Origin of the sequence: Novosphingobium soli (assembly GCF_042432915.1) — a bacterium.
Classification (GTDB): Bacteria; Pseudomonadota; Alphaproteobacteria; order Sphingomonadales; family Sphingomonadaceae; genus Novosphingobium; species Novosphingobium soli.
In genome coordinates this window covers 53,470-71,248 of the sequence record NZ_JBHLWK010000013.1, presented here as the reverse complement: position 1 = coordinate 71,248, position 17,779 = coordinate 53,470, and the positions used below count along the sequence as shown (strand labels likewise).

Sequence of the window (17,779 nt, the reverse complement as noted above, 5' to 3'; positions counted from 1 at the left end):
CGCAATGTCCGACGATAACTCCCAGAAGAGCTACAGCTACGAGCAGGCCGGCGTCTCGATCGCGGCCGGCAACGCGCTGGTAAAGGCCATCGCCCCCCTCGCGAAGTCCACCGCGCGGCCGGGTGCCGACGCGGAACTCGGCGGCTTCGGCGGCTTCTTCGACCCGCGCGCGGCGGGCTACAAGGACCCGCTGCTGGTCGCTGCCAACGACGGCGTCGGGACGAAGGTCAAGCTCGCGATCGACCACGATCGCCATGACCAGATCGGCATCGACCTCGTCGCCATGTGCGTCAACGACCTTATCGTGCAAGGCGCGGAGCCGCTGTTCTTCCTCGACTACTTCGCCACCGGCAAGCTGGAAAACGGTGTCGCCGAGCGCGTCGTCGCCGGCATTGCGGACGGCTGCAGGATCTCCGGATGCGCGCTGATCGGGGGCGAGACGGCCGAGATGCCGGGCATGTACGCCGCGGGCGACTACGACCTCGCCGGCTTCTGCGTCGGCGCCGTGGAGCGGGGCGAGCAACTGACCGGCGACAAGGTCGCGGCTGGCGACGTGCTGCTGGGCCTGGCCTCCTCGGGCGTCCACTCGAACGGCTATTCGCTGGTGCGGCGACTGGCGGCGGACAAGGGCTGGAAGCTCGACCGCCCTGCCCTGTTCGACCAGGACACGCTGCTGATCGACGCGCTGATCGCGCCAACCCGCATCTACGTGAAGAGCCTGCTGCCGTTCATCCGCGCCGGACGGATTCATGCGCTGGCCCACATCACCGGCGGCGGCCTGCTCGAGAACATTCCGCGCGTGCTGCCCCGGGGTCTGCATGCCAGGATCGACGCCGATGCCTGGCCGCAGCCGCGCCTGATGGCCTTCCTCCAGGCGCAGGGTCATATCGAGCCGGCCGAGATGGCGCGCACCTTCAACTGCGGCATCGGGATGGTGCTGGCCGTGGCAGCGGACGAGGCGGCCGCCCTCAAGAGCGAGCTGGAAGCCGCCGGCGAGACCGTCTTCGTGATCGGCGCCGTCGAGCCCGGGGACAAGGGCTGCACCGTGCAGGGTTCCGCCGAGGCATGGTCCGCGCGCGAACCGTGGGAGGCGGTGCACCTTGGCTAAGGCCAGAGTCGCCGTCCTGATCTCGGGCAGCGGCACCAACATGGCTGCCCTGCTCTACGCCAGCCGCTCCCTCGATTGCCCCTACGAGATCGTGCTGGTCGCCGCCAACGACCCCACCGCCAAGGGCCTTCGCCTTGCGGCCGCCGAAGGTATCCCTACTTTCGCGTTGAGCCACAAGGGGATGGCGCGCGCCGAGCACGACGCGGCGATGGATGCGGCGATCCGCGAAAGCGGCGCGCAGTGGGTGGCGCTGGCGGGCTACATGCGTATCCTGACCCCCGATTTCGTCGCGCAATGGGAGGGGCGGATGGTCAACATCCATCCCTCGCTCCTGCCCAAGTACACCGGCCTTCATACCCACGAGCGGGCGATCGCGGCGGGGGACAGCCATGGGGGCGTCACCGTCCACCTGGTGACGGCGGCGCTCGACGACGGCCCGATCCTGGGCCAGACACCGGTCGCGATCCTGGCCGACGACACGCCAGACACCCTGGCCGCCCGCGTGCTGATTGCCGAGCACCAGCTCTACTCCCGCTGCCTGGCCGACCTCGTCACTCGCGAGACGCGGCCCGAGTGGCTGCTCGAGAGGGTGCGGGAGCGCGCCCTCGCCTTGCCGGAATCGGACGAGACGGTCAGCCACGGAATGGCCTGCTTCGGCATCGTGAAGGGCAAGAAATTCGCCTATTTCAGCGCCGATCACCACGGCGACGGCCGTATCGCGCTGCTGGTCAAGATCAGCGGCGCCGACGAGCAGGCGATGCTGACCGAGCAGGACGAAGAGCGCTATTTCCGCCCGGCCTACTTCGGCGACGGCTGGATCGGCATCCGGCTCGACACCGGGAGCAACGACTGGGATGCCCTCAGCGAATGGCTCGCCCGGTCGTGGCGTGCCGTGGCGCCGAAGAAGCTGACGGCGCTCATGGATGCGGCGGATTCGTTCTGACATCGTCCAGCGTTACGCGGCGATGTCGATAGCGCCGCATTAGGGCCGCAACAGCGCGCCACCAGCGCTGCCCACGGCACACGCGGACATCGTTGGCGCGAGCGGAGGCGCGGCGCCTCGGAAGGAGGGAAATCCGCCCCGTCCCACCGGCCGCGCGTGGCTTTGCCTCCCGACGGTGGCCAGTGCCACTGGCCCCTCGCAGCGTGGGGAGTGGGCAGGCAGGAGGCAGGAACCGGGCGTCATCGGAGGGGAGGACCGGAGGATCCTGCGCTCCCGCGCTCCCCGGCGCGGTCCCGGTCAGATCTCGTTGTAGTCGACCAGCGGACGACTCTCGCGCGTGCCGCGGTAGTGCTTGGTCGGGTCCTGCGGGTCGCCGGCGATCAGCACGTACTCGTCATGGACCTCCACCAAGGTGCCGACGAAGGGGAAGCCTTCGAGGCTGCCGTTGACGCGGTAGCTGACGGTGTCGCCGACCTTGAAGGCCTTCTCGTCGAAGTTGAATTCGAAAGGGCAGCTCTCGCCCGCCTCGCCCATGCCCTGCATCGCTCGTCTCCTTTGGCGGCACGGTACAGCAGCGAGACACGATGGATCAAACCGAATCGCCGCGGGCGTGGAGCGCGCCGCCGATATCGCGCAGCCGCGGCGGCGATGCCGTTCAGCGCTCGACCGCAGCGATCGCGTGCGCCTGGGCCGGACCGCCCGGCAGCGCCTCTTCGACGCGGGCGGCAAGGGAGACCAGGACGGCCGCCAGGAACGACAGCGTCCCGGCGACGAGGATCGTCTTGCCCATGTGCACGCGGCCATTCCTCTCAGAGCGAAGTCACGCCGCCATGGTAGGCATCGCCGGCCACACCACACAAAGAAAAAGGCCGCCAGAACGGCGGCCTTCGTCTTTTGTTGCGAAGAGTTAACCCTCGGCCGTTCAGCCGACGATCTCCTCCGGCTTGAAGAAGTACGCGATCTCGATCGCGGCGTTCTCTTCGGAGTCCGAGCCGTGGACCGAGTTCGCCTCGATCGATTCGGCGTAGGTCTTGCGGATGGTGCCCTCTTCGGCGTTGGCCGGGTTGGTGGCGCCCATCACGTCGCGGTTGCGCTTCACGGCGTCCTCGCCCTCGAGCACCTGGACCACGACCGGGCCCGAGATCATGAACGACACCAGGTCGTTGAAGAACGGACGCTCGGCATGGACGGCGTAGAAGCCCTCGGCCTGCTCCTTGGTCATCTGGATCCGCTTCGAGGCGACGACGCGCAGGCCGGCGTCCTCGAGCATCTTGGTCACGCCGCCGGTCAGGTTGCGGCGGGTGGCGTCGGGCTTGATGATCGAGAAGGTGCGGGTAACCGCCATGGGACTGTTCCTTGAACTGGACTGCGTGATCGTTGCGCGCGCCCCTAGCGGGGATTGCAGCGAGCCGCAAGGTGGACAGCGGAGTGTCGAATTGGGCCTGCAACGCCTGCTCTGTCGAGGGCTTCGACAAGCCCAGGCCGAGCGGGGTGGGAAGGACTGGTCGGGGCGGGTCAGTTCGCCATCCGACCTGACGAGCGGAGCCGGCAGTTCGCGACCCGCGCTGGCCTTTCATTCGCCGATTGCCACTCTTGTAGTGCAGACGATTCGATCCCGGCACCTCGCGCTAGCAGAGGACAATCCGTACCTCATCGATCCGCCTCCTTAGCCGTGCTTCGTCACCTGCCGTTAGCGCACACTGCGTCGTGAGGAGCCTGTCTGAGACAATTGTCAGCGGCCGTGTTCAAGCTGGGTCGGCATTACTTTCGAGATAGGAAGCCCTGCAGTGTTCGCCGCCTCTAGACTGTCAACAATGCCCTTGAGTGCGTCATAACGCTCGCGCTTGGCATCGCCGCGACCGACCATCACGCGCAGGCCCACGCCCGCCGGAAGCGCGATCCACCAGGTGTTCGTTGCGATCAGCACACTCTTGGCGGCCGCGCCGGCAATCGTCGCCTTTGCCGCACGTTCGCCGAAGACCACGCCGCGCTCTTCCCAGCTGACCCGGGTTTGACTGAAGGCCGAGAACGCTATCACGGCCAATCCCAAGGCAGACGGTACGAAGTCGCTGGCGCCGACATGGTGGCCAATTCCCGCCGCTGCCTCGACCTTGTGCTGGAGCGCGGCTTCGGCGATACCACTGTCGGTCACATGCTCGGGCGAGAGGCCCAGCGCCATGAGATGGCCGTGAACCTCGGATGTCGTGGTGATATCGATGTTCGGATAGCGCTCCAGTGCTTCCCTCACATACCTTGCGGACTCGGTCGCCTTGGCCTGAAGTTCGTGAACGATGTCGCCATGGGCATCGCGCACGAGGATATCGTAGCCCGGCTGCGTGGCCGACGCGGCAAGTTCGGCATGAAGCCCGTCGCTTAGCGAGCTGTTGAGCTGATCCACCAGTTCAATCTCGAACAGCTTGCCCTTCACGCCGTTGACCAAGTGCACGAGATTGTCGGTAGGAATGCGAGCTACGGCATCAGTGAACGTCTCGCCGGCGGCCGTCAGCCCAGGGTAAGCCAGCGCAAATGCTTGCTGCACTTCAAATGGCACCTCGTGTGGAAGGCGCAGGAAATCGGCCAGTGAGACTCCACCAATCGCCAGCAGATCCAGGAGGGCATCGCGCCGGCGGAACAGACGTGCGAAGTTGATCCGCTCCAGCTCATCTTGCGCTTGTTCGCGCGCTTTGGCACCGGCGAGTGCAAGCCGCTGCTCCATCGCATCGAAATCCGCCTGTGTCAGCGCAAACGAATCCAACGCGCCCGACATGGTGGCAACGGTACCGACGATCATGCTGCCCGTTGCAGCCCCAACCGTGGGAGAGACCCGCCGCGCAGCGCCGCCAAGCCCGTTGATGAATTTCCCCATCACGCGGGCGAAGACAATGGCCGAACCCGCCGCGACGTCGATCAGCTTCTCGCCGGCGTTTTTGGCCGGCCGAACCTCTTTGCGATTCTCGGCGAGCGCGGCAGCCTTCTCTGCCAGTGCCTGTCCCGCGGCCTCGGAAGCCCGCCCCGCCCAATCCAGCGCCTCACGCGTGGAATTGGCGATACCCGGGCGCCGCTCTTCCATGAACTTGGCGGCACCATCAAGCGCATCGCTACTCGCTTTGAGCGTTCGGCCCGCTGTCGCCTTGGCCTTGCCTATCCTGTAGTCCTTCATCAAGTCCCTACCCCACTTCGCCCTCGCAGTAACTGTGAGATTCTTAATGAACCGCGCTGTTATGATAGAAAGCTTGAACCACACCCCCGATTCAGTCGTTGCCCGCGCCATTGAGTGGCGGGGGTGCCGCAGGTGTGGCACTGCCGACAAGCAGTAAATTGCCCAAGCACTTGAAGGGTGCATCGCTCGAATTGATGAAGAGCATGTTCGAACTTGAGATTGAAGAGCTTACCGCCGCGAACGGCAGAATCCGGTGCGGACACAGACTTATTCGAAGGAAGCGGTGACGAAGAGCTAGACTCTGGTTCGATGCCGCTTCGCCACCAACCTTCAATGCGCGTTGTCCGTCGAGGCGGCGGCTATCGTATCCTTGCCGACAGCGCGCCTATTCCGCGCAGCAGACTGGCATGTGGTCGAGGATCGCGCAGCCCGGCTTGCTGGGCTTTCACAACACCGCAGCGTCAATCGGACGTTTGCCCGCAATGATAGGCGAATGCAGGGCTGGGTAGCGCCAAGGCATCGCTGAATGCCTGATTTGGCGCGCAAGCAGCCGCGCCCGCGCTTATCCCGCCTGCACCCAGCGGCCCCCATCCTGCTTCCAGTAGAAGTGCTCCACCCCGCCCCGCGCGCGCAGGTCGCGCCAGACGGTGCGGGCATGCTGGACGGTGTCGTCGTCGAACAGGAAGAACGTGCGGGCGAAGGGCTCAGCGCCCTCGCGCCATGCGCCGTCCGCGATGGCGAGGAACTGCGCCCCGTTCGCGGCGGTGGGCGTGTCGGACAGGAGGATCGGCTGGCGCGCCTCTTGCGGGTCGCCCGCATGCCCGTTGGCCAGGAACGTCTCGGGCCCCAGCGACCAGAGCGCGCGCGAGATCCGCTCGCGCTGGTCGCGGTCGCCGGACACCACCAGCAGGCGCCCGCCATCGGACAGCACCTTGCGGGCGATCAGCGGCAGCGCCGCCTCGGCAGGGTCGCGGCTGAGCTGGTAGAAGTCCACGCGCATCGGCCGCGGGTCCCGGCTCAGGCTTCCAGCGCGTCGCGTACGAAGCGGTCGAGCAGCCGCACGCCGAACCCGGTCGCGCCCTTGTCCCAGGTGGCGCCGGGCTTGTCGGCCCAGACCGTGCCGGCGATGTCGAGGTGCGCCCAGGGGGTGTCGTTCTCGACGAAGCGCAGCAGGAACTGCGCCGCGGTGATCGACCCGCCATAGCGGGGCCCGACGTTCTTCATGTCGGCGATCGGGCTCTCGATCATCTTGTCGTACGCGGAGCCGAGCGGGAAGCGCCACAGGCGCTCGCCGCTGCCCTCGCCGGCCGCGTCGAGCTGCTGCGCCAGTTCGTCGTCGTTCGTGAACAGGCCGGCATACTCGTGCGCGAGGCTGAGGATGATCGCGCCCGTCAGGGTGGCGAGGTCGACGATCTTGGCAGGCGCATACTCGCGCTGCACCCAGGTGAGCGCATCGCACAGCACCAGGCGCCCCTCGGCGTCGGTGTTGATGACCTCGATGGTCTGGCCGGACATGGAGGTGACCACGTCGCCCGGACGCTGCGCGTTGCCGTCGGGCATGTTCTCGACCAGGCCGCACACGCCGATCACGTTGGCCTTGGCCTGACGCCGGGCCAGCGCCAGCATGGCACCGGCCACGGCGCCTGCGCCGCCCATGTCCCACTTCATGTCCTCCATGCCGGCCGGCTGCTTCAGCGAGATGCCGCCCGTGTCGAAGCACACGCCCTTGCCCACGAAGGCGACCGGCTTGCCGCCCTCCTCGCCGCCGAGCCATTCCATCGCCAGCAGGCGCGCGGGCCGCGCCGAGCCCTGGGAGACGCCCAGCAGCGAACCCATCCCGAGCTGGCGCATCGCGTCCTCGTCGAGCACGCGGATCTTGATGCCGGTGCCCTCCAGACGCGCGCGGCAGCGTTCCACGAACGATTCCGGGTAGATGACGTTGGCAGGCTCGGTGACTAGCTCGCGCGTGAAGGCGACCCCCTCGGCCACCGCCTGCTCCACCTGCCACGCCGCCTCGGTGCCCTCGGGCGCGCCGACCAGCGCGAGTTCGGCCAGGCTGGGCTTGGCGTCCTCGGAAAGGCGGGTGCGGTAGGCGTCGTGCCGCCATGCCCGCAGCACGGCGCCCAGCAGCGCCCCGGCAGCCTGCTCGGCCGTGAGCCCGGCGTCGGTGACGTCGAGCGCCAGCGACGTCTCGCCACTGGTGAGATAGCGCGCCACGATCGCGGCACCGGCGCGCTCGATGGCGGCCGGCCGGTCCTTGCCGGCGGGTTCGCCGATGCCGGCGAGCGCCACGCGCACGACCTGGCCGCCCCGCTCCACGAAGCCGTCGAAGACCTGTCCCGCCTTGCCGGAGAACCGCGCCCGCTTTGCGCCTTCGACCAGCACCGGCTCGAGCCCGGCCGGGACCGCATCCTGGTTGACGAGGTGCGCCACCACGCCGGCCTGCGCGTCAGTCGGTGCGCCAAGGAACTGGATCTTCATGGATTCTCCTGGATTCTTCCGGCGCGACACCGATCTTGTGCGCTTCGCCGCATGACTGGATTGCAGTTAGGCACAGGCGATGCGATAGGCAAGCCATGCTCCCTGCCGTGCAGATCCCGCTGCAAGCCCCGACCCGCCGTCCGGACCGCCGCTTGCGCCGCCTCTCGGTGCGCGCTCTGGCGCTGGGCGCCGCCTTCGCCGCCCTTCCCCAGTTCGCAACGGCGCAGGACCTGTCGCGCCCGGTCGACGTGGCGCCGATCGAAGGCGCCCCGCCCGTCCCTCCCCCGGCCACGGGCGACGCCGAGCCGGTCGCGTTCGAGGCGAACGAGGTCGAGTACGCGCAGGACAGCGAACTGGTCACCGCCAGCGGCAACGTGGTGCTGCGCCGCCGCGATGAATCCGGGCAGGCGCAGTCGGTGCGCGCCGACACGGTGACGTGGAACCGGCAGAGCGGGCAGATCGTCGCCACCGGCAACGTCCGCCTCGTCGACCAGGACGGCAACCAGCTCTATACCGAGCGGGTCGAGCTGACCGACGAGCTCAAGACCGGCATGATGGAGAACCTCCTCATCGTCATGCGGGAGGGCGGCCGGCTTGCCGCGCTCAAGGGCGAGCGGATCGCGAACGGCGACGTCATCCTCAACCAGGCGGCGTACACCGGGTGCGACGTCGTCGACGAGGAGGGTTGCCCGAAGAAGCCGACCTGGCGCATCGTCGCCAAGCAGGTGATCTACTCCGACGCGCAGAACCGCGTGCGATTCAAGGACGCGCGGATCGAGCTGTTCGGGCTGGTCCAGCTGCCGCTGCTGGGCCTGACGATCGGCACGGACGGGAGCTCGGTGTCGGGCTTCCTGGTCCCGGACATCCGCTCCAGCCCCTCCAACGGCTTCGAGATCGCGCAGTCCTACTACTGGAAGATCGCGGAGAACCGCGACCTCACCGGCAGGCTCTCGGTCTTCACCGAGGCGGCCCCGATGGCCGCGATGGAATACCGCGCGCTCACCGACAAGGGCGCCTACCAGATCACCGGCTACGCCACCGCCAGCAGCAAGATCCCGATCTTCGGCGGCGAGGACGACAGCCCGGACAGCCAGAAGGCGTTCCGCGGCTACGTCTTCGCGAACGGCCGCTTCCAGCTGAACGACAACTGGAGCGTCACCGCCTCGATCCGGCGCGCGACGGACCGCACCTTCCTGCGCCGCTACGACATCAGCCGCGACGACCGCCTGCGCTCGCTGGTCGAGGTCGAGCGGATCGACCAGGACAGCTACTTCTCGTTCGCGGGCTACGCCACGCAGACGCTGGTCTCCGATCGCGAGCAGGGGCAGATCCCGGTCGCGCTGCCGGTGATCGACTACCGCCGCCGCTTCGCGGATCCGATCCTCGGCGGGCGGCTGGAAGCGCAGGTCAACACCCTGGGCATCACCCGCCCGGACGGCCAGGACACGCAGCGCGCCTTCGCCAGCGCCCAGTGGTCGCTGCGCCGGCTCACCGGCATGGGCCAGGAACTGACGCTGACCGGGCTGGTACGCGGCGACGTCTACCACTCGGACGAGAACGCCGACACGGTGGAAGAGCTCTATCGCGGCATGTCCGGATGGCAGGGGCGCGGCGTCGCCACCGCCGCGGTGGACGTCAAGTGGCCGCTGGTGGGGCAGGTCTTCGGCGGCACCCAGGTGCTCACGCCGAGGGTCCAGCTCGTCGCCAGCCCGAGAATCCGCAACCTCGACATCCCCAACGAGGATTCGCGGGCGATCGATCTCGACACCGGCAACCTCTTCGCGCTCAACCGCTTCCCCGGGTACGACCGGATCGAGGACGGCGTGCGCTTCACCTACGGCTTCGACTGGCAGTTCGAGCGGCCGCGCTGGCGGATCAAGACCACCGTCGGCCAGTCGGTGCGCCTGAGCAACCGCGCCACCGTGCTGCCCGACGGGACCGGCCTTGCCAACAAGACCTCCGACATCGTCGGCCGGACCGAAGTGCGCTACCGCGACTTCGTGAACTTCATCCACCGCTTCCGCGTCGACAAGGACACGCTGGCGGTGCGGCGCAACGAGTTTGACGCGGTGATCGGCAACACCAGCTCCTACATCGAGGTCGGCTACACCAAGCTCAACCGCGACATCTCCGCCGACATCGAGGATCTCCAGGACCGCGAGGAGCTGCGTGCCGCCGGGCGCATCGCCTTTGCGCGCTACTGGTCGCTGTTCGGCTCGGCCGTCGTGAACATGACCGACCGCTCGGAGGATCCGGAGAACGGGTCTGACGGATTCCAGCCGCTGCGCACGCGCCTGGGCGCCGCGTACGAGGACGACTGCATCCAGCTCTCGATCACCTGGCGGCGCGACTACGTGGCGATCGGCGACGTGCAGCGGGGCAACTCGTTCCAGCTCGGTTTCCGGCTCAAGAACATCGGCGCCTATTGATCGGGAACATTGCCCCGGCAACATGCCGGCGAAACATTGGCACGCCCCTGCAAAGCCGCTATCGGGTGTGCTCATTTTCAGTTAAGCCGCCGCCCGGCAGGAGCGCTGGGACGGTGCGGCAGGACGTCTCATGGACGGACCTGCCCGATGGTGATCCGGCTCCGCCGGTCGAAGACGGGATTGAAATCACGGTGCAAGCAGTCAATCGCAGCAGGTTCATCAGGCGCGCGCTCCTTTGTGTCGGGAGCCTCGCGGCCATGTCGGCCACGCTCGGCACCGGCGTCGCCCATGCCCAGTCCGCCCAACAGGGTGAGATCGTCATCCCCGACGACGTGAAGATCTTCGGCAACGACAACCCCAACGTGCGCCGCGCGACCGCGGTCGTGAACGGCGACGTCATCACCGGCACCGACGTCGACCAGCGCCTCGCGCTCATCGTCGCCGCCAACCAGGGCAAGATCGACGAGGAGGAGATGAAGCGCCTGCGCCTGCAGGTCCTGCGCAACCTCATCGACGAGACGCTGCAGATCCAGGAAGCCAAGGCCGCCGACATCGAGGTCAGCCAGGCCGAGGTCGACCAGTCCTACGCCCGCGTCGCCTCGCAGAACTTCGGCCAGAACACCGGCGCGATGGACGCCTACCTCAAGCGCGTCGGCTCCTCGGCGGATTCGCTCAAGCGCCAGATCCGCGGCGAACTGTCGTGGCAGCGCCTGCTCCAGCGCAACGTCCAGCCGTTCATCAACGTCTCGGACGACGAGGTGAACGAGATGCTCGAGCGCATGAAGGCGATGAAGGGCACCGCCGAGTATCGTCTGGGAGAGATCTATCTCTCGGCGGTCCCCGAGGCGCGCCAGCAGGTCTACGAGAACGCCACCAAGATCGTGCAGCAGCTGCGGCAGGGCGGCAGCTTCGTCGCCTATGCCCGCCAGTATTCCGAGGCCACCACGGCTGCGGTCGGCGGCGACCTGGGGTGGGTGCGGCTGGCGCAGCTGCCCAACGAACTCTCGGCCGTCGCGCGCGACATGGAGCCGGGACAGCTGGTCGGTCCGATCGAGGTGCCGGGCGGCTTCGACATCCTGTACCTGATCGACAAGCGCCAGGTGCTCACGGCCGACCCGCGCGACGCGGTGCTGGCGCTCAAGCAGATCTCGCTGCCCTTCCCCAAGGGCATCAGCGAAGCCGAGGCCGGCAAGCGCGCCGAGGCGTTCGCGACCGCGATGAAGGCGGCGAAGGGCTGCGGCGACGTCGACAAGGTGGCGAGCGGCCTCGGAGCCCAGGTCGTCACCAACGACCAGGTCAAGGCCCGCGACCTGCCCGGCCAGGTGCAGAGCGCCGTCCTGCAGCTCTCGCCCGGCGAGACGCTGCCGCCGTTCGGCTCGCTTGACGAAGGCGTGCGCATCCTGATGCTCTGCGGCCGGGACGATCCGCAGGTGAACGACGGTCCCAGCTTCGAGCAGCTCCAGGCGCAGCTAGAGGACGACCGCATCAACAAGCGCGCGCAGACCTATCTGCGCGACCTGCGGCGCGACGCGGTCATCGAGTACAACTGACCTGCACGGCATGACGCTGGCGCCTCCCCTCGCCGTTTCGCTGGGCGATCCGGCGGGGATCGCTCCCGAGGTGATCGTCGAGGCCTGGGCCCGGCGCGGCGCCGAGGCCTTGCCGGTATTCTTCGTGGTTGGCGGCGCCGGCGTGCTCCGTGCCGCCGCAGCGGCGCGCGGCCTCGACGTGCCGGTCACCCTGATCGGCGCGCCCGAGCATGCCGCCACGGCGTTCGGCACCGGGCTCCCGGTGCTTGGCGACGAGGACTGCGCCCCGACCTTCGGCTCCCCCGACGAGGCGGGCGCGCGGCTGGCCTTGCATTCGCTGGCGCGCGCCACCGATCTGGCGCTGTCCGGCGTGGCAGGAGCGATCGTCACCGGGCCGATCGCGAAGTCCCGGCTGGCGACGGTGGGCTTCACCCAGCCCGGGCAGACCGAGTTCCTCGCCGACGCCTGCGGCACCCCCCGCGACGATGCGGTGATGATGCTGGCGGGCCCGTCGCTGCGCACCGTCCCGCTCACGGTCCACGAACCGCTCGCCTCGGTCCCCGGCCTCGTCACGCGCCCCCTCGTCGAGCGCAAGGCGCGGATCGTCGCGCGCGCGCTGGCCCGGGACTTCGGCCTGCCCGCGGCCAGGATCGCGATCACCGGGCTCAATCCCCATTCGGGCGAGGACGGGCGCATGGGGACCGAGGATCGCGACGTGATCGCCCCCGCCATCGCCGCCCTGCAGGCGCAGGGGCTCGCCGTCTCGGGCCCCCACCCGGCCGACGCCCTCTTCGCCGCGCACGCCCGGAGGGGATACGATGTCGCCTTGTGCATGTACCACGACCAGGCGCTGATCCCGATCAAGACACTCGATTTCGACCAGGGTGTGAACGTCACCCTCGGCCTGCCGATCGTGCGGACCTCGCCCGACCATGGCACCGCCTTCGCCATCGCCGGCCGGGGCGTGGCGAGCGCCGGCGCGATGATCGCGGCGCTCCGCATGGCCGGCGAATGCGCCGCCCGCCGCGCCGAGGTTCGGGCATGAGCGGCCTGCCCCCCTTGCGCGAGGTGATCGCCCGCCACGGCCTCTCCGCATCCAAGGCGCTGGGCCAGAACTTCCTGTTCGACGAGCAACTGCTCGACCGCATCGCCGCGATCCCCGGCAGCCTCGAAGGGCAGAACGTCCTGGAGGTCGGCCCGGGCCCCGGTGGCCTCACGCGCGCGCTCCTGCGCGCCGGCGCCCACGTCACCGCGATCGAGATGGACCGGCGCTGCCTCCCGGCTCTGGCCGAGGTCGAGGCCGCCTTCCCCGGCAAGCTGCGGGTGATCGAGGGAGACGCCCTCAAGATCGACCCGGCGACCTTGTTCGAAGGGCCGTACCACATCGTCGCCAACCTGCCCTACAACGTCGGGACGGCGCTGTTCACCGGCTGGCTCTCGGGCGAGGCGTGGCCGCCGCAGTGGGCTTCGCTGACGTTGATGTTCCAGGAGGAGGTCGCCCGCCGCATCGTCGCGGCGCCCGACACCTCCGCCTACGGCCGGCTCGCCGTGCTCGCGCAATGGCGTTCGCGCGCCCGGCTGGCGATGAAGGTCCACCGCAGCGCCTTCACGCCGCCGCCCAAGGTCATGTCGGCGATCGTCCACGTCGAGCCCGGCGCGGCGCCTGCGGGCGTGTCGATGCGCGTGCTGGAGCGGGTGACCGAGGCGGCGTTCGGCCAGCGTCGCAAGATGCTGCGGCAGAGCCTCAAGGGCGTTCCCGGCGCGCTGGAAGCGCTGGAGCGTCTGGGCATCGACCCGCAGCGGCGCGCCGAGACGTTGTCGATCGACGAGTTCGTCTCGGTGGCCAGGGCCCTTTCGCCGACCGCCTGATCGCCCTCCCGCCGCGGCGGAGGGGGACGGCGGCCGCATCCCCGCCGCTATCCCGCCGAAGGCTCCGGCGGGATGCGAGCCGCAGGGTCAGGCCCGGGGCGCCCCGCCTTCGCGAGCCAGGCGTTCCTGGCGGTCGAGCGCGGTCTCGGTGGCGACGAAGCTGTCGGCCTTGACGCCCAGCCAGATCAGGATCGGCGCCGCCATGTAGATCGAGCTGTAGGTGCCCACGAAGATGCCCAGGACGATCGCGGCGGTGAAGCCGAAGATCACGTCCGGACCCAGAACCAGCAGCGCCACCAGGGTGATGAGCATCGACAGCGAAGTGACGATGGTACGTGCCAGCGTCTCGTTCACCGAGAGGTCGAGCAGCTCGGGCATCGGCATCTTGCGGTACTTCTTCAGGTTCTCGCGGATGCGGTCGTAGACGACGATGGTGTCGTTGAGCGAATAGCCGATCAGCGTCAGCAGGGCGGCGACGATGTTGAGGTCGAACTCCATCTGCGTCAGCGCAAAGAGGCCGAGCGTCAGCGTCACGTCGTGGACGAGGCTGAACAGCGCCCCCACGCCAAACTGCCATTCGAACCGGACCCAGATGTAGATCGCGACTGCGATCGCCGCCAGGCCGAGGGCGAGCATGGCGCTCCGCCCCAGTTCGCCCGAGACCTTGCCGGTCACGGAATCGACGCCGTCGATCCGCGCATCGGGATGGTTCTGGCGAATGTTGGAGGTGATCTGACCCGCCATCGCGTCGGCCAGCTTCGGGTTCTCGGACGCACCCTCGGGCAGCTTCATGCGGATCGAGATCTCGTTCGGCTTGCCGAAGCGCTGGATGGTCGGCTCGCCGAAGCCGAGCTGGTCCACTTCCTCGCGCAGCTCGGCGACGGGCGCCTCGGCGCTGCGCTCGAACGTGACGCGGATCACCTGGCCGCCGACGAAGTCGACGCCCAGGTTCAGGCCCTTGGTGGCGATAAGGCCGATCGAGGCCGCAATCAGCAGGAAGCTGACCACGTAGAACGGGATGCGCCACTTGAGGAAGTGGATGTTGGTGTGGTCGGGAACGAGCTTGAGGAGCTTCATATGTCCTCTCCCCTTACAGGTTCAGGTCCGCCGGCCGCGCCTTGCGCAGCCAGCCGGCGACCCACATGCGGGTCAGGGTCACGGCGGTGAAGACCGAGGTGGCGATGCCGATCAGCAGGACGATGGCGAAGCCGCGCACCGGCCCGGTGCCGAAGTAGGCCATCAGCACCGCGGCGATGACGTTGGTGATGTTGGCGTCGAAGATCGCGCGGCTCGCTTCCTTGTAGCCCATTTCCACCGCCTGCACGACGCGCCGTCCGCGGTGGCGCTCCTCGCGGATGCGCTCGTTGATGAGGACGTTGGCATCCACCGCGGCGCCGATCGTCAGCACGAAGCCGGCGATGCCCGGCAGCGTCAGCGTGGTGCCGAAGACCGCCATCACCCCCAGGATCATCAGGACGTTCACCACCAGCGCCACGTTGGCGTAGATGCCGAAGCGGCCATAGGTCGCGAGGATGAAGAGCATCAGCAGCGCCGTGCCTACCGCCATGGCGACGATGCCCTTCTCGATCGAATCGGCGCCCAGGTCGGGCCCGACGGTCCGCTCCTCGACCACGGTGAGGTCGACCGGCAGCGCGCCCGAACGCAGCGCGATGGCGAGCTGGGTGGCCGACTGGACGTTGAAGCTGCCCGAGATCTGGGCGCTGCCGCCCAGGATCGGCTCGTTGATGCTGGGCGCCGACAGGACCTTGCCGTCGAGGATGATGGCGAAGCGCTTGTTGACGTTCTCGGTCGTCAGCTTAGCGAACTTCTCGCCGCCCTGCTGGTTGAAGGTGATCGAGACGACCGGCTGGTTGGTCTGCGGCTCGAAGGCCTGCTTGGCGTCGGTGAGCTCGTCGCCCTTGATGCCGCCCAGGCGCTTGACCGCGATCACCGGGGCCTGTCCACCGCTCGCGGCGGGATCGGCGTAAGGCACGATCTCGGAACCGGGCGGAACGATGCCCTGCGCCAGGTCGGTCGGCGCGGCGGTCTCGTCGACCAGCTTGAACTCGAGCTTGGCGGTCTGACCGAGCAGCGACTTCAGCGCCGCCGGGTCCTGCAGGCCGGGCACCTGCACGTCGATGCGCGTGCCGCCCAGGCGCCGGATGTCGGGCTCCTTGGTGCCGAGCGCGTCGATGCGCTTGCGCACCACCTCGACCGCGGTCTCCATGGCGTTGCTCACCGCCAGGTCGATGCCTTCGGGCGTCGGCGAGAGCACGAACTGGTTGCCGTTGACGACCTGGATGTCCCAGTCGCGCTGCCCCGACAGCCCGGCGCCGGTGGTCAGCGGCAGCATCTGCTCGCGCGCGGCGTCCACCTGCGAGCTGTCGCGCACGGTGAAGGTCAGGCGACCGCCGCGGCTGGAAACGTCGCCGATCGCGATCCGCGGCTCGGCAGCCCGCAAGCGTGTGCGGACCGATTCCTCCATGCCTTCCAGCCGCTGCGCCACCACCTGGTCGCGGTCGGCCTCGAGCAGGAGGCGCGAGCCGCCGGCGAGGTCCAGCCCCAGGTTGATCTTCGGGTGAGGCAGCGCCTCGGGCCAGCGCACGGTGGTGAAGGACAGCAGCGTGGGCAGCGCCAATGCGCAGAGCACCAGCGTCAGCCCCCAGTACCAGGCCTTCTTCCAGGTGGGAAATTCAAGCATCGCCTATCATTTCTCTCCAGACGGGCTGCAGCGGGTCGGCCGCGCCCGGGGGAACTTGGTAGAACCGGTCAGTCGTTGGCGGGCTTGGCGCCGGCGGGCGGGATCACGTCGACGATGGTCGACTTGAGCGCCTTCACCTTCATGCCCTGGCCCAGCTCGACTTCGGCGTAAGTGTCGTCGACCTTGACAATCCGGCCGACCAATCCGCCACCGGTCAGCACCTCGTCGCCCTTCTTGAGCCCGGAGAGCTTGGCCTTGTGCTCCTTCTGCTGCTTCATCTGCGGGCGCAGGATCAGGAACCAGAAGATCAGGGCCATCGCCACGAAGGGCATGTACGTGATCCAGGCCGGAGGCGCACCGGCGGGTGCGGCGGCGGCAAGCTGAGCGAGGATGGAGGTCTGCATGGAGATGATGGCCTTCTTCGTGTCGTGCCGGCCGGCGATTCGCGTGCGGCCGGGTGCGCGCGCCGCAGCGGAGAACCGCCTCGGCGCACAGCCGGATGCGGGCGGTTAGCAACAAAGCGCTGCGCTGGCAACGCGCGGGCACTTGCCGCCAGCCGCCGGCGAGCGCCGAGATAAGGCCCCGCCAGCCCCGTTCAAGCAGCCTGCCGGCCAGGCGAAAAACTCTGACGGAGGCGCTTGCGCATCCCGGCGGACCTGCCTATAGGCCGCGCTCCGGTCGGGACGTAGCGCAGCCTGGTAGCGCATCACACTGGGGGTGTGGGGGTCGGAGGTTCGAATCCTCTCGTCCCGACCAAATTTCTTAGTGTTTTCAAGAACTTAAAAGGGCAGCCTCGGCTGCCCTTTTTCGTTACAGCCACGTGAGTAAGCCTGTCGTAAGCGCGCACATTGTGCACAACTGCGGCTCAGCCTCTTTGCCGTTCTGGAGTCGAGCTTCAGAATGTCTCGTTGAGGTGATTCATGAAAATTAAGACTTCGGACCGAATTGGAAATAAGCAACTCTCGTGCATCACTCGGTGCCCATATTGCTCGGTTTCAAACCCTCAAATCGTAGTATTTCACAATCCAGATCCAATTACGCCTATGGATCGCCGCATTCCCGTAGCTCGACGGGCAGCCTATCGGTGCACCAGTTGCTCAGGATGGATCATTGTCATTGGCAACCAGAACGAGCACGTAGCCAATCCCGAGATTGTCGAGATCATCCCTGGCTTTCCATCCGCTCACGAAGACCTACCCGATACCGCAAGAGTGTATCTCGATCAGGCCATGTCCACCGTCAATGCACCTGATGCCTCCGCCGTGATGTCTGGCAGCGCAGTGGATGCAATGTTAAAGGCCCTCGGATATGAAAAGGGCAGTGTTTACAGCAGGATTGATCAAGCCTGCAAAGAACACAAAATCACCGAAGCAATGGCGGAATGGGCACATGCCGTTCGGCTTGGGTCAAATCGACCGCGACATGCAGACCAGGACAATCCGCACACCTCCATCGAAGAAGCCAAGCAGTCTCTTGAGTTCGCTGAAGCGCTGGGCAACTTCTTGTTCGTTCTAAGCGCGAAAATCCAACGAGGGATCGAAGCGGCCAATCAGACCTAA

General features: G+C 67.6%; 16 protein-coding genes and 1 tRNA gene. 8 read left to right on the top strand and 9 right to left on the bottom strand.

Annotated elements, in window-relative coordinates:
- Positions 1 to 4: 4 nt before the first annotated feature.
- Together purM and purN are read left to right on the top strand one after the other, a co-directional pair.
- Positions 5 to 1,108, top strand: a complete 1,104-nt coding sequence (gene purM, locus ACFFJC_RS10890) for a phosphoribosylformylglycinamidine cyclo-ligase (RefSeq protein ID WP_379487531.1) — start codon at positions 5 to 7, stop codon at positions 1,106 to 1,108.
- Positions 1,101 to 2,051, top strand: coding sequence for a phosphoribosylglycinamide formyltransferase (purN, locus tag ACFFJC_RS10885; protein ID WP_379487530.1), 951 nt, complete (start codon positions 1,101 to 1,103; stop codon positions 2,049 to 2,051). The genes purM and purN overlap by 8 nt, the downstream gene beginning before the upstream one ends.
- 297 nt (positions 2,052 to 2,348) lie before the next feature.
- Here the strand turns inward: purN and ACFFJC_RS10880 are convergent, their stop codons facing one another.
- The 6 genes from ACFFJC_RS10880 to ACFFJC_RS10855 all read right to left on the bottom strand — a co-directional run bounded on the left by ACFFJC_RS10880 (position 2,349) and on the right by ACFFJC_RS10855 (position 7,692).
- Complete coding sequence (locus ACFFJC_RS10880; protein WP_379487529.1) at positions 2,349 to 2,594, bottom strand: hypothetical protein; 246 nt, start codon at positions 2,592 to 2,594, stop codon at positions 2,349 to 2,351.
- A 112-nt stretch (positions 2,595 to 2,706) separates the two neighbouring features.
- Entirely contained in the window at positions 2,707 to 2,847 is a 141-nt protein-coding gene (locus ACFFJC_RS10875; protein WP_379487528.1) for a hypothetical protein, read from the bottom strand.
- 126 nt (positions 2,848 to 2,973) lie between these two features.
- Positions 2,974 to 3,396 carry a nucleoside-diphosphate kinase gene (ndk, locus tag ACFFJC_RS10870; RefSeq protein ID WP_379487527.1) on the bottom strand — a complete coding sequence of 141 codons (423 nt, stop codon included), beginning with the start codon at positions 3,394 to 3,396 and terminating at the stop codon, positions 2,974 to 2,976.
- A 387-nt stretch (positions 3,397 to 3,783) separates the two neighbouring features.
- Positions 3,784 to 5,211, bottom strand: a complete 1,428-nt coding sequence (locus tag ACFFJC_RS10865) for a hypothetical protein (RefSeq protein WP_379487753.1) — start codon at positions 5,209 to 5,211, stop codon at positions 3,784 to 3,786.
- 562 nt (positions 5,212 to 5,773) lie between these two features.
- Positions 5,774 to 6,211, bottom strand: coding sequence for a DNA polymerase III subunit chi (locus ACFFJC_RS10860; protein WP_379487526.1), 438 nt, complete (start codon positions 6,209 to 6,211; stop codon positions 5,774 to 5,776).
- 17 nt (positions 6,212 to 6,228) lie between these two features.
- Positions 6,229 to 7,692 (bottom strand): leucyl aminopeptidase, encoded by a 1,464-nt coding sequence (locus tag ACFFJC_RS10855; RefSeq protein WP_379487525.1) that lies wholly within the window; start codon positions 7,690 to 7,692, stop codon positions 6,229 to 6,231.
- A 95-nt stretch (positions 7,693 to 7,787) separates the two neighbouring features.
- Between ACFFJC_RS10855 and ACFFJC_RS10850 the strand changes: the two genes are divergently transcribed.
- The 4 genes from ACFFJC_RS10850 (at position 7,788) to rsmA (ending at position 13,519) form a co-directional block, all read left to right on the top strand.
- Entirely contained in the window at positions 7,788 to 10,121 is a 2,334-nt protein-coding gene (locus ACFFJC_RS10850; RefSeq protein ID WP_379487524.1) for an LPS-assembly protein LptD, read from the top strand.
- Positions 10,122 to 10,312: 191 nt separating this feature from the next.
- Positions 10,313 to 11,671 carry a peptidylprolyl isomerase gene (locus tag ACFFJC_RS10845; RefSeq protein WP_379487523.1) on the top strand — a complete coding sequence of 453 codons (1,359 nt, stop codon included), beginning with the start codon at positions 10,313 to 10,315 and terminating at the stop codon, positions 11,669 to 11,671.
- Between the two features lie 10 nt (positions 11,672 to 11,681).
- Positions 11,682 to 12,695, top strand: a complete 1,014-nt coding sequence (pdxA, locus tag ACFFJC_RS10840) for a 4-hydroxythreonine-4-phosphate dehydrogenase PdxA (RefSeq protein WP_379487522.1) — start codon at positions 11,682 to 11,684, stop codon at positions 12,693 to 12,695.
- Positions 12,692 to 13,519, top strand: coding sequence for a 16S rRNA (adenine(1518)-N(6)/adenine(1519)-N(6))-dimethyltransferase RsmA (gene rsmA, locus ACFFJC_RS10835; protein WP_379487521.1), 828 nt, complete (start codon positions 12,692 to 12,694; stop codon positions 13,517 to 13,519). The genes pdxA and rsmA overlap by 4 nt, the downstream gene beginning before the upstream one ends.
- A gap of 87 nt (positions 13,520 to 13,606) precedes the next feature.
- Here the strand turns inward: rsmA and secF are convergent, their stop codons facing one another.
- The 3 genes from secF to yajC all read right to left on the bottom strand — a co-directional run bounded on the left by secF (position 13,607) and on the right by yajC (position 16,624).
- Positions 13,607 to 14,596, bottom strand: a complete 990-nt coding sequence (gene secF, locus ACFFJC_RS10830; protein ID WP_379487520.1) for a protein translocase subunit SecF — start codon at positions 14,594 to 14,596, stop codon at positions 13,607 to 13,609.
- Between the two features lie 13 nt (positions 14,597 to 14,609).
- On the bottom strand, positions 14,610 to 16,220 hold the full coding sequence (gene secD, locus ACFFJC_RS10825) for a protein translocase subunit SecD (RefSeq protein ID WP_379487519.1): 1,611 nt from the start codon (positions 16,218 to 16,220) through the stop codon (positions 14,610 to 14,612).
- A gap of 68 nt (positions 16,221 to 16,288) precedes the next feature.
- The gene (gene yajC / locus ACFFJC_RS10820) at positions 16,289 to 16,624 is read right to left on the bottom strand and encodes a preprotein translocase subunit YajC (RefSeq protein ID WP_379487518.1); all 336 of its coding nucleotides are present in this window, start codon (positions 16,622 to 16,624) and stop codon (positions 16,289 to 16,291) included.
- Between the two features lie 275 nt (positions 16,625 to 16,899).
- Between yajC and ACFFJC_RS10815 the strand changes: the two genes are divergently transcribed.
- Positions 16,900 to 16,976 (top strand) — tRNA-Pro (locus ACFFJC_RS10815).
- Between the two features lie 287 nt (positions 16,977 to 17,263).
- Entirely contained in the window at positions 17,264 to 17,779 is a 516-nt protein-coding gene (locus ACFFJC_RS10810) for a DUF4145 domain-containing protein (RefSeq protein WP_379487517.1), read from the top strand.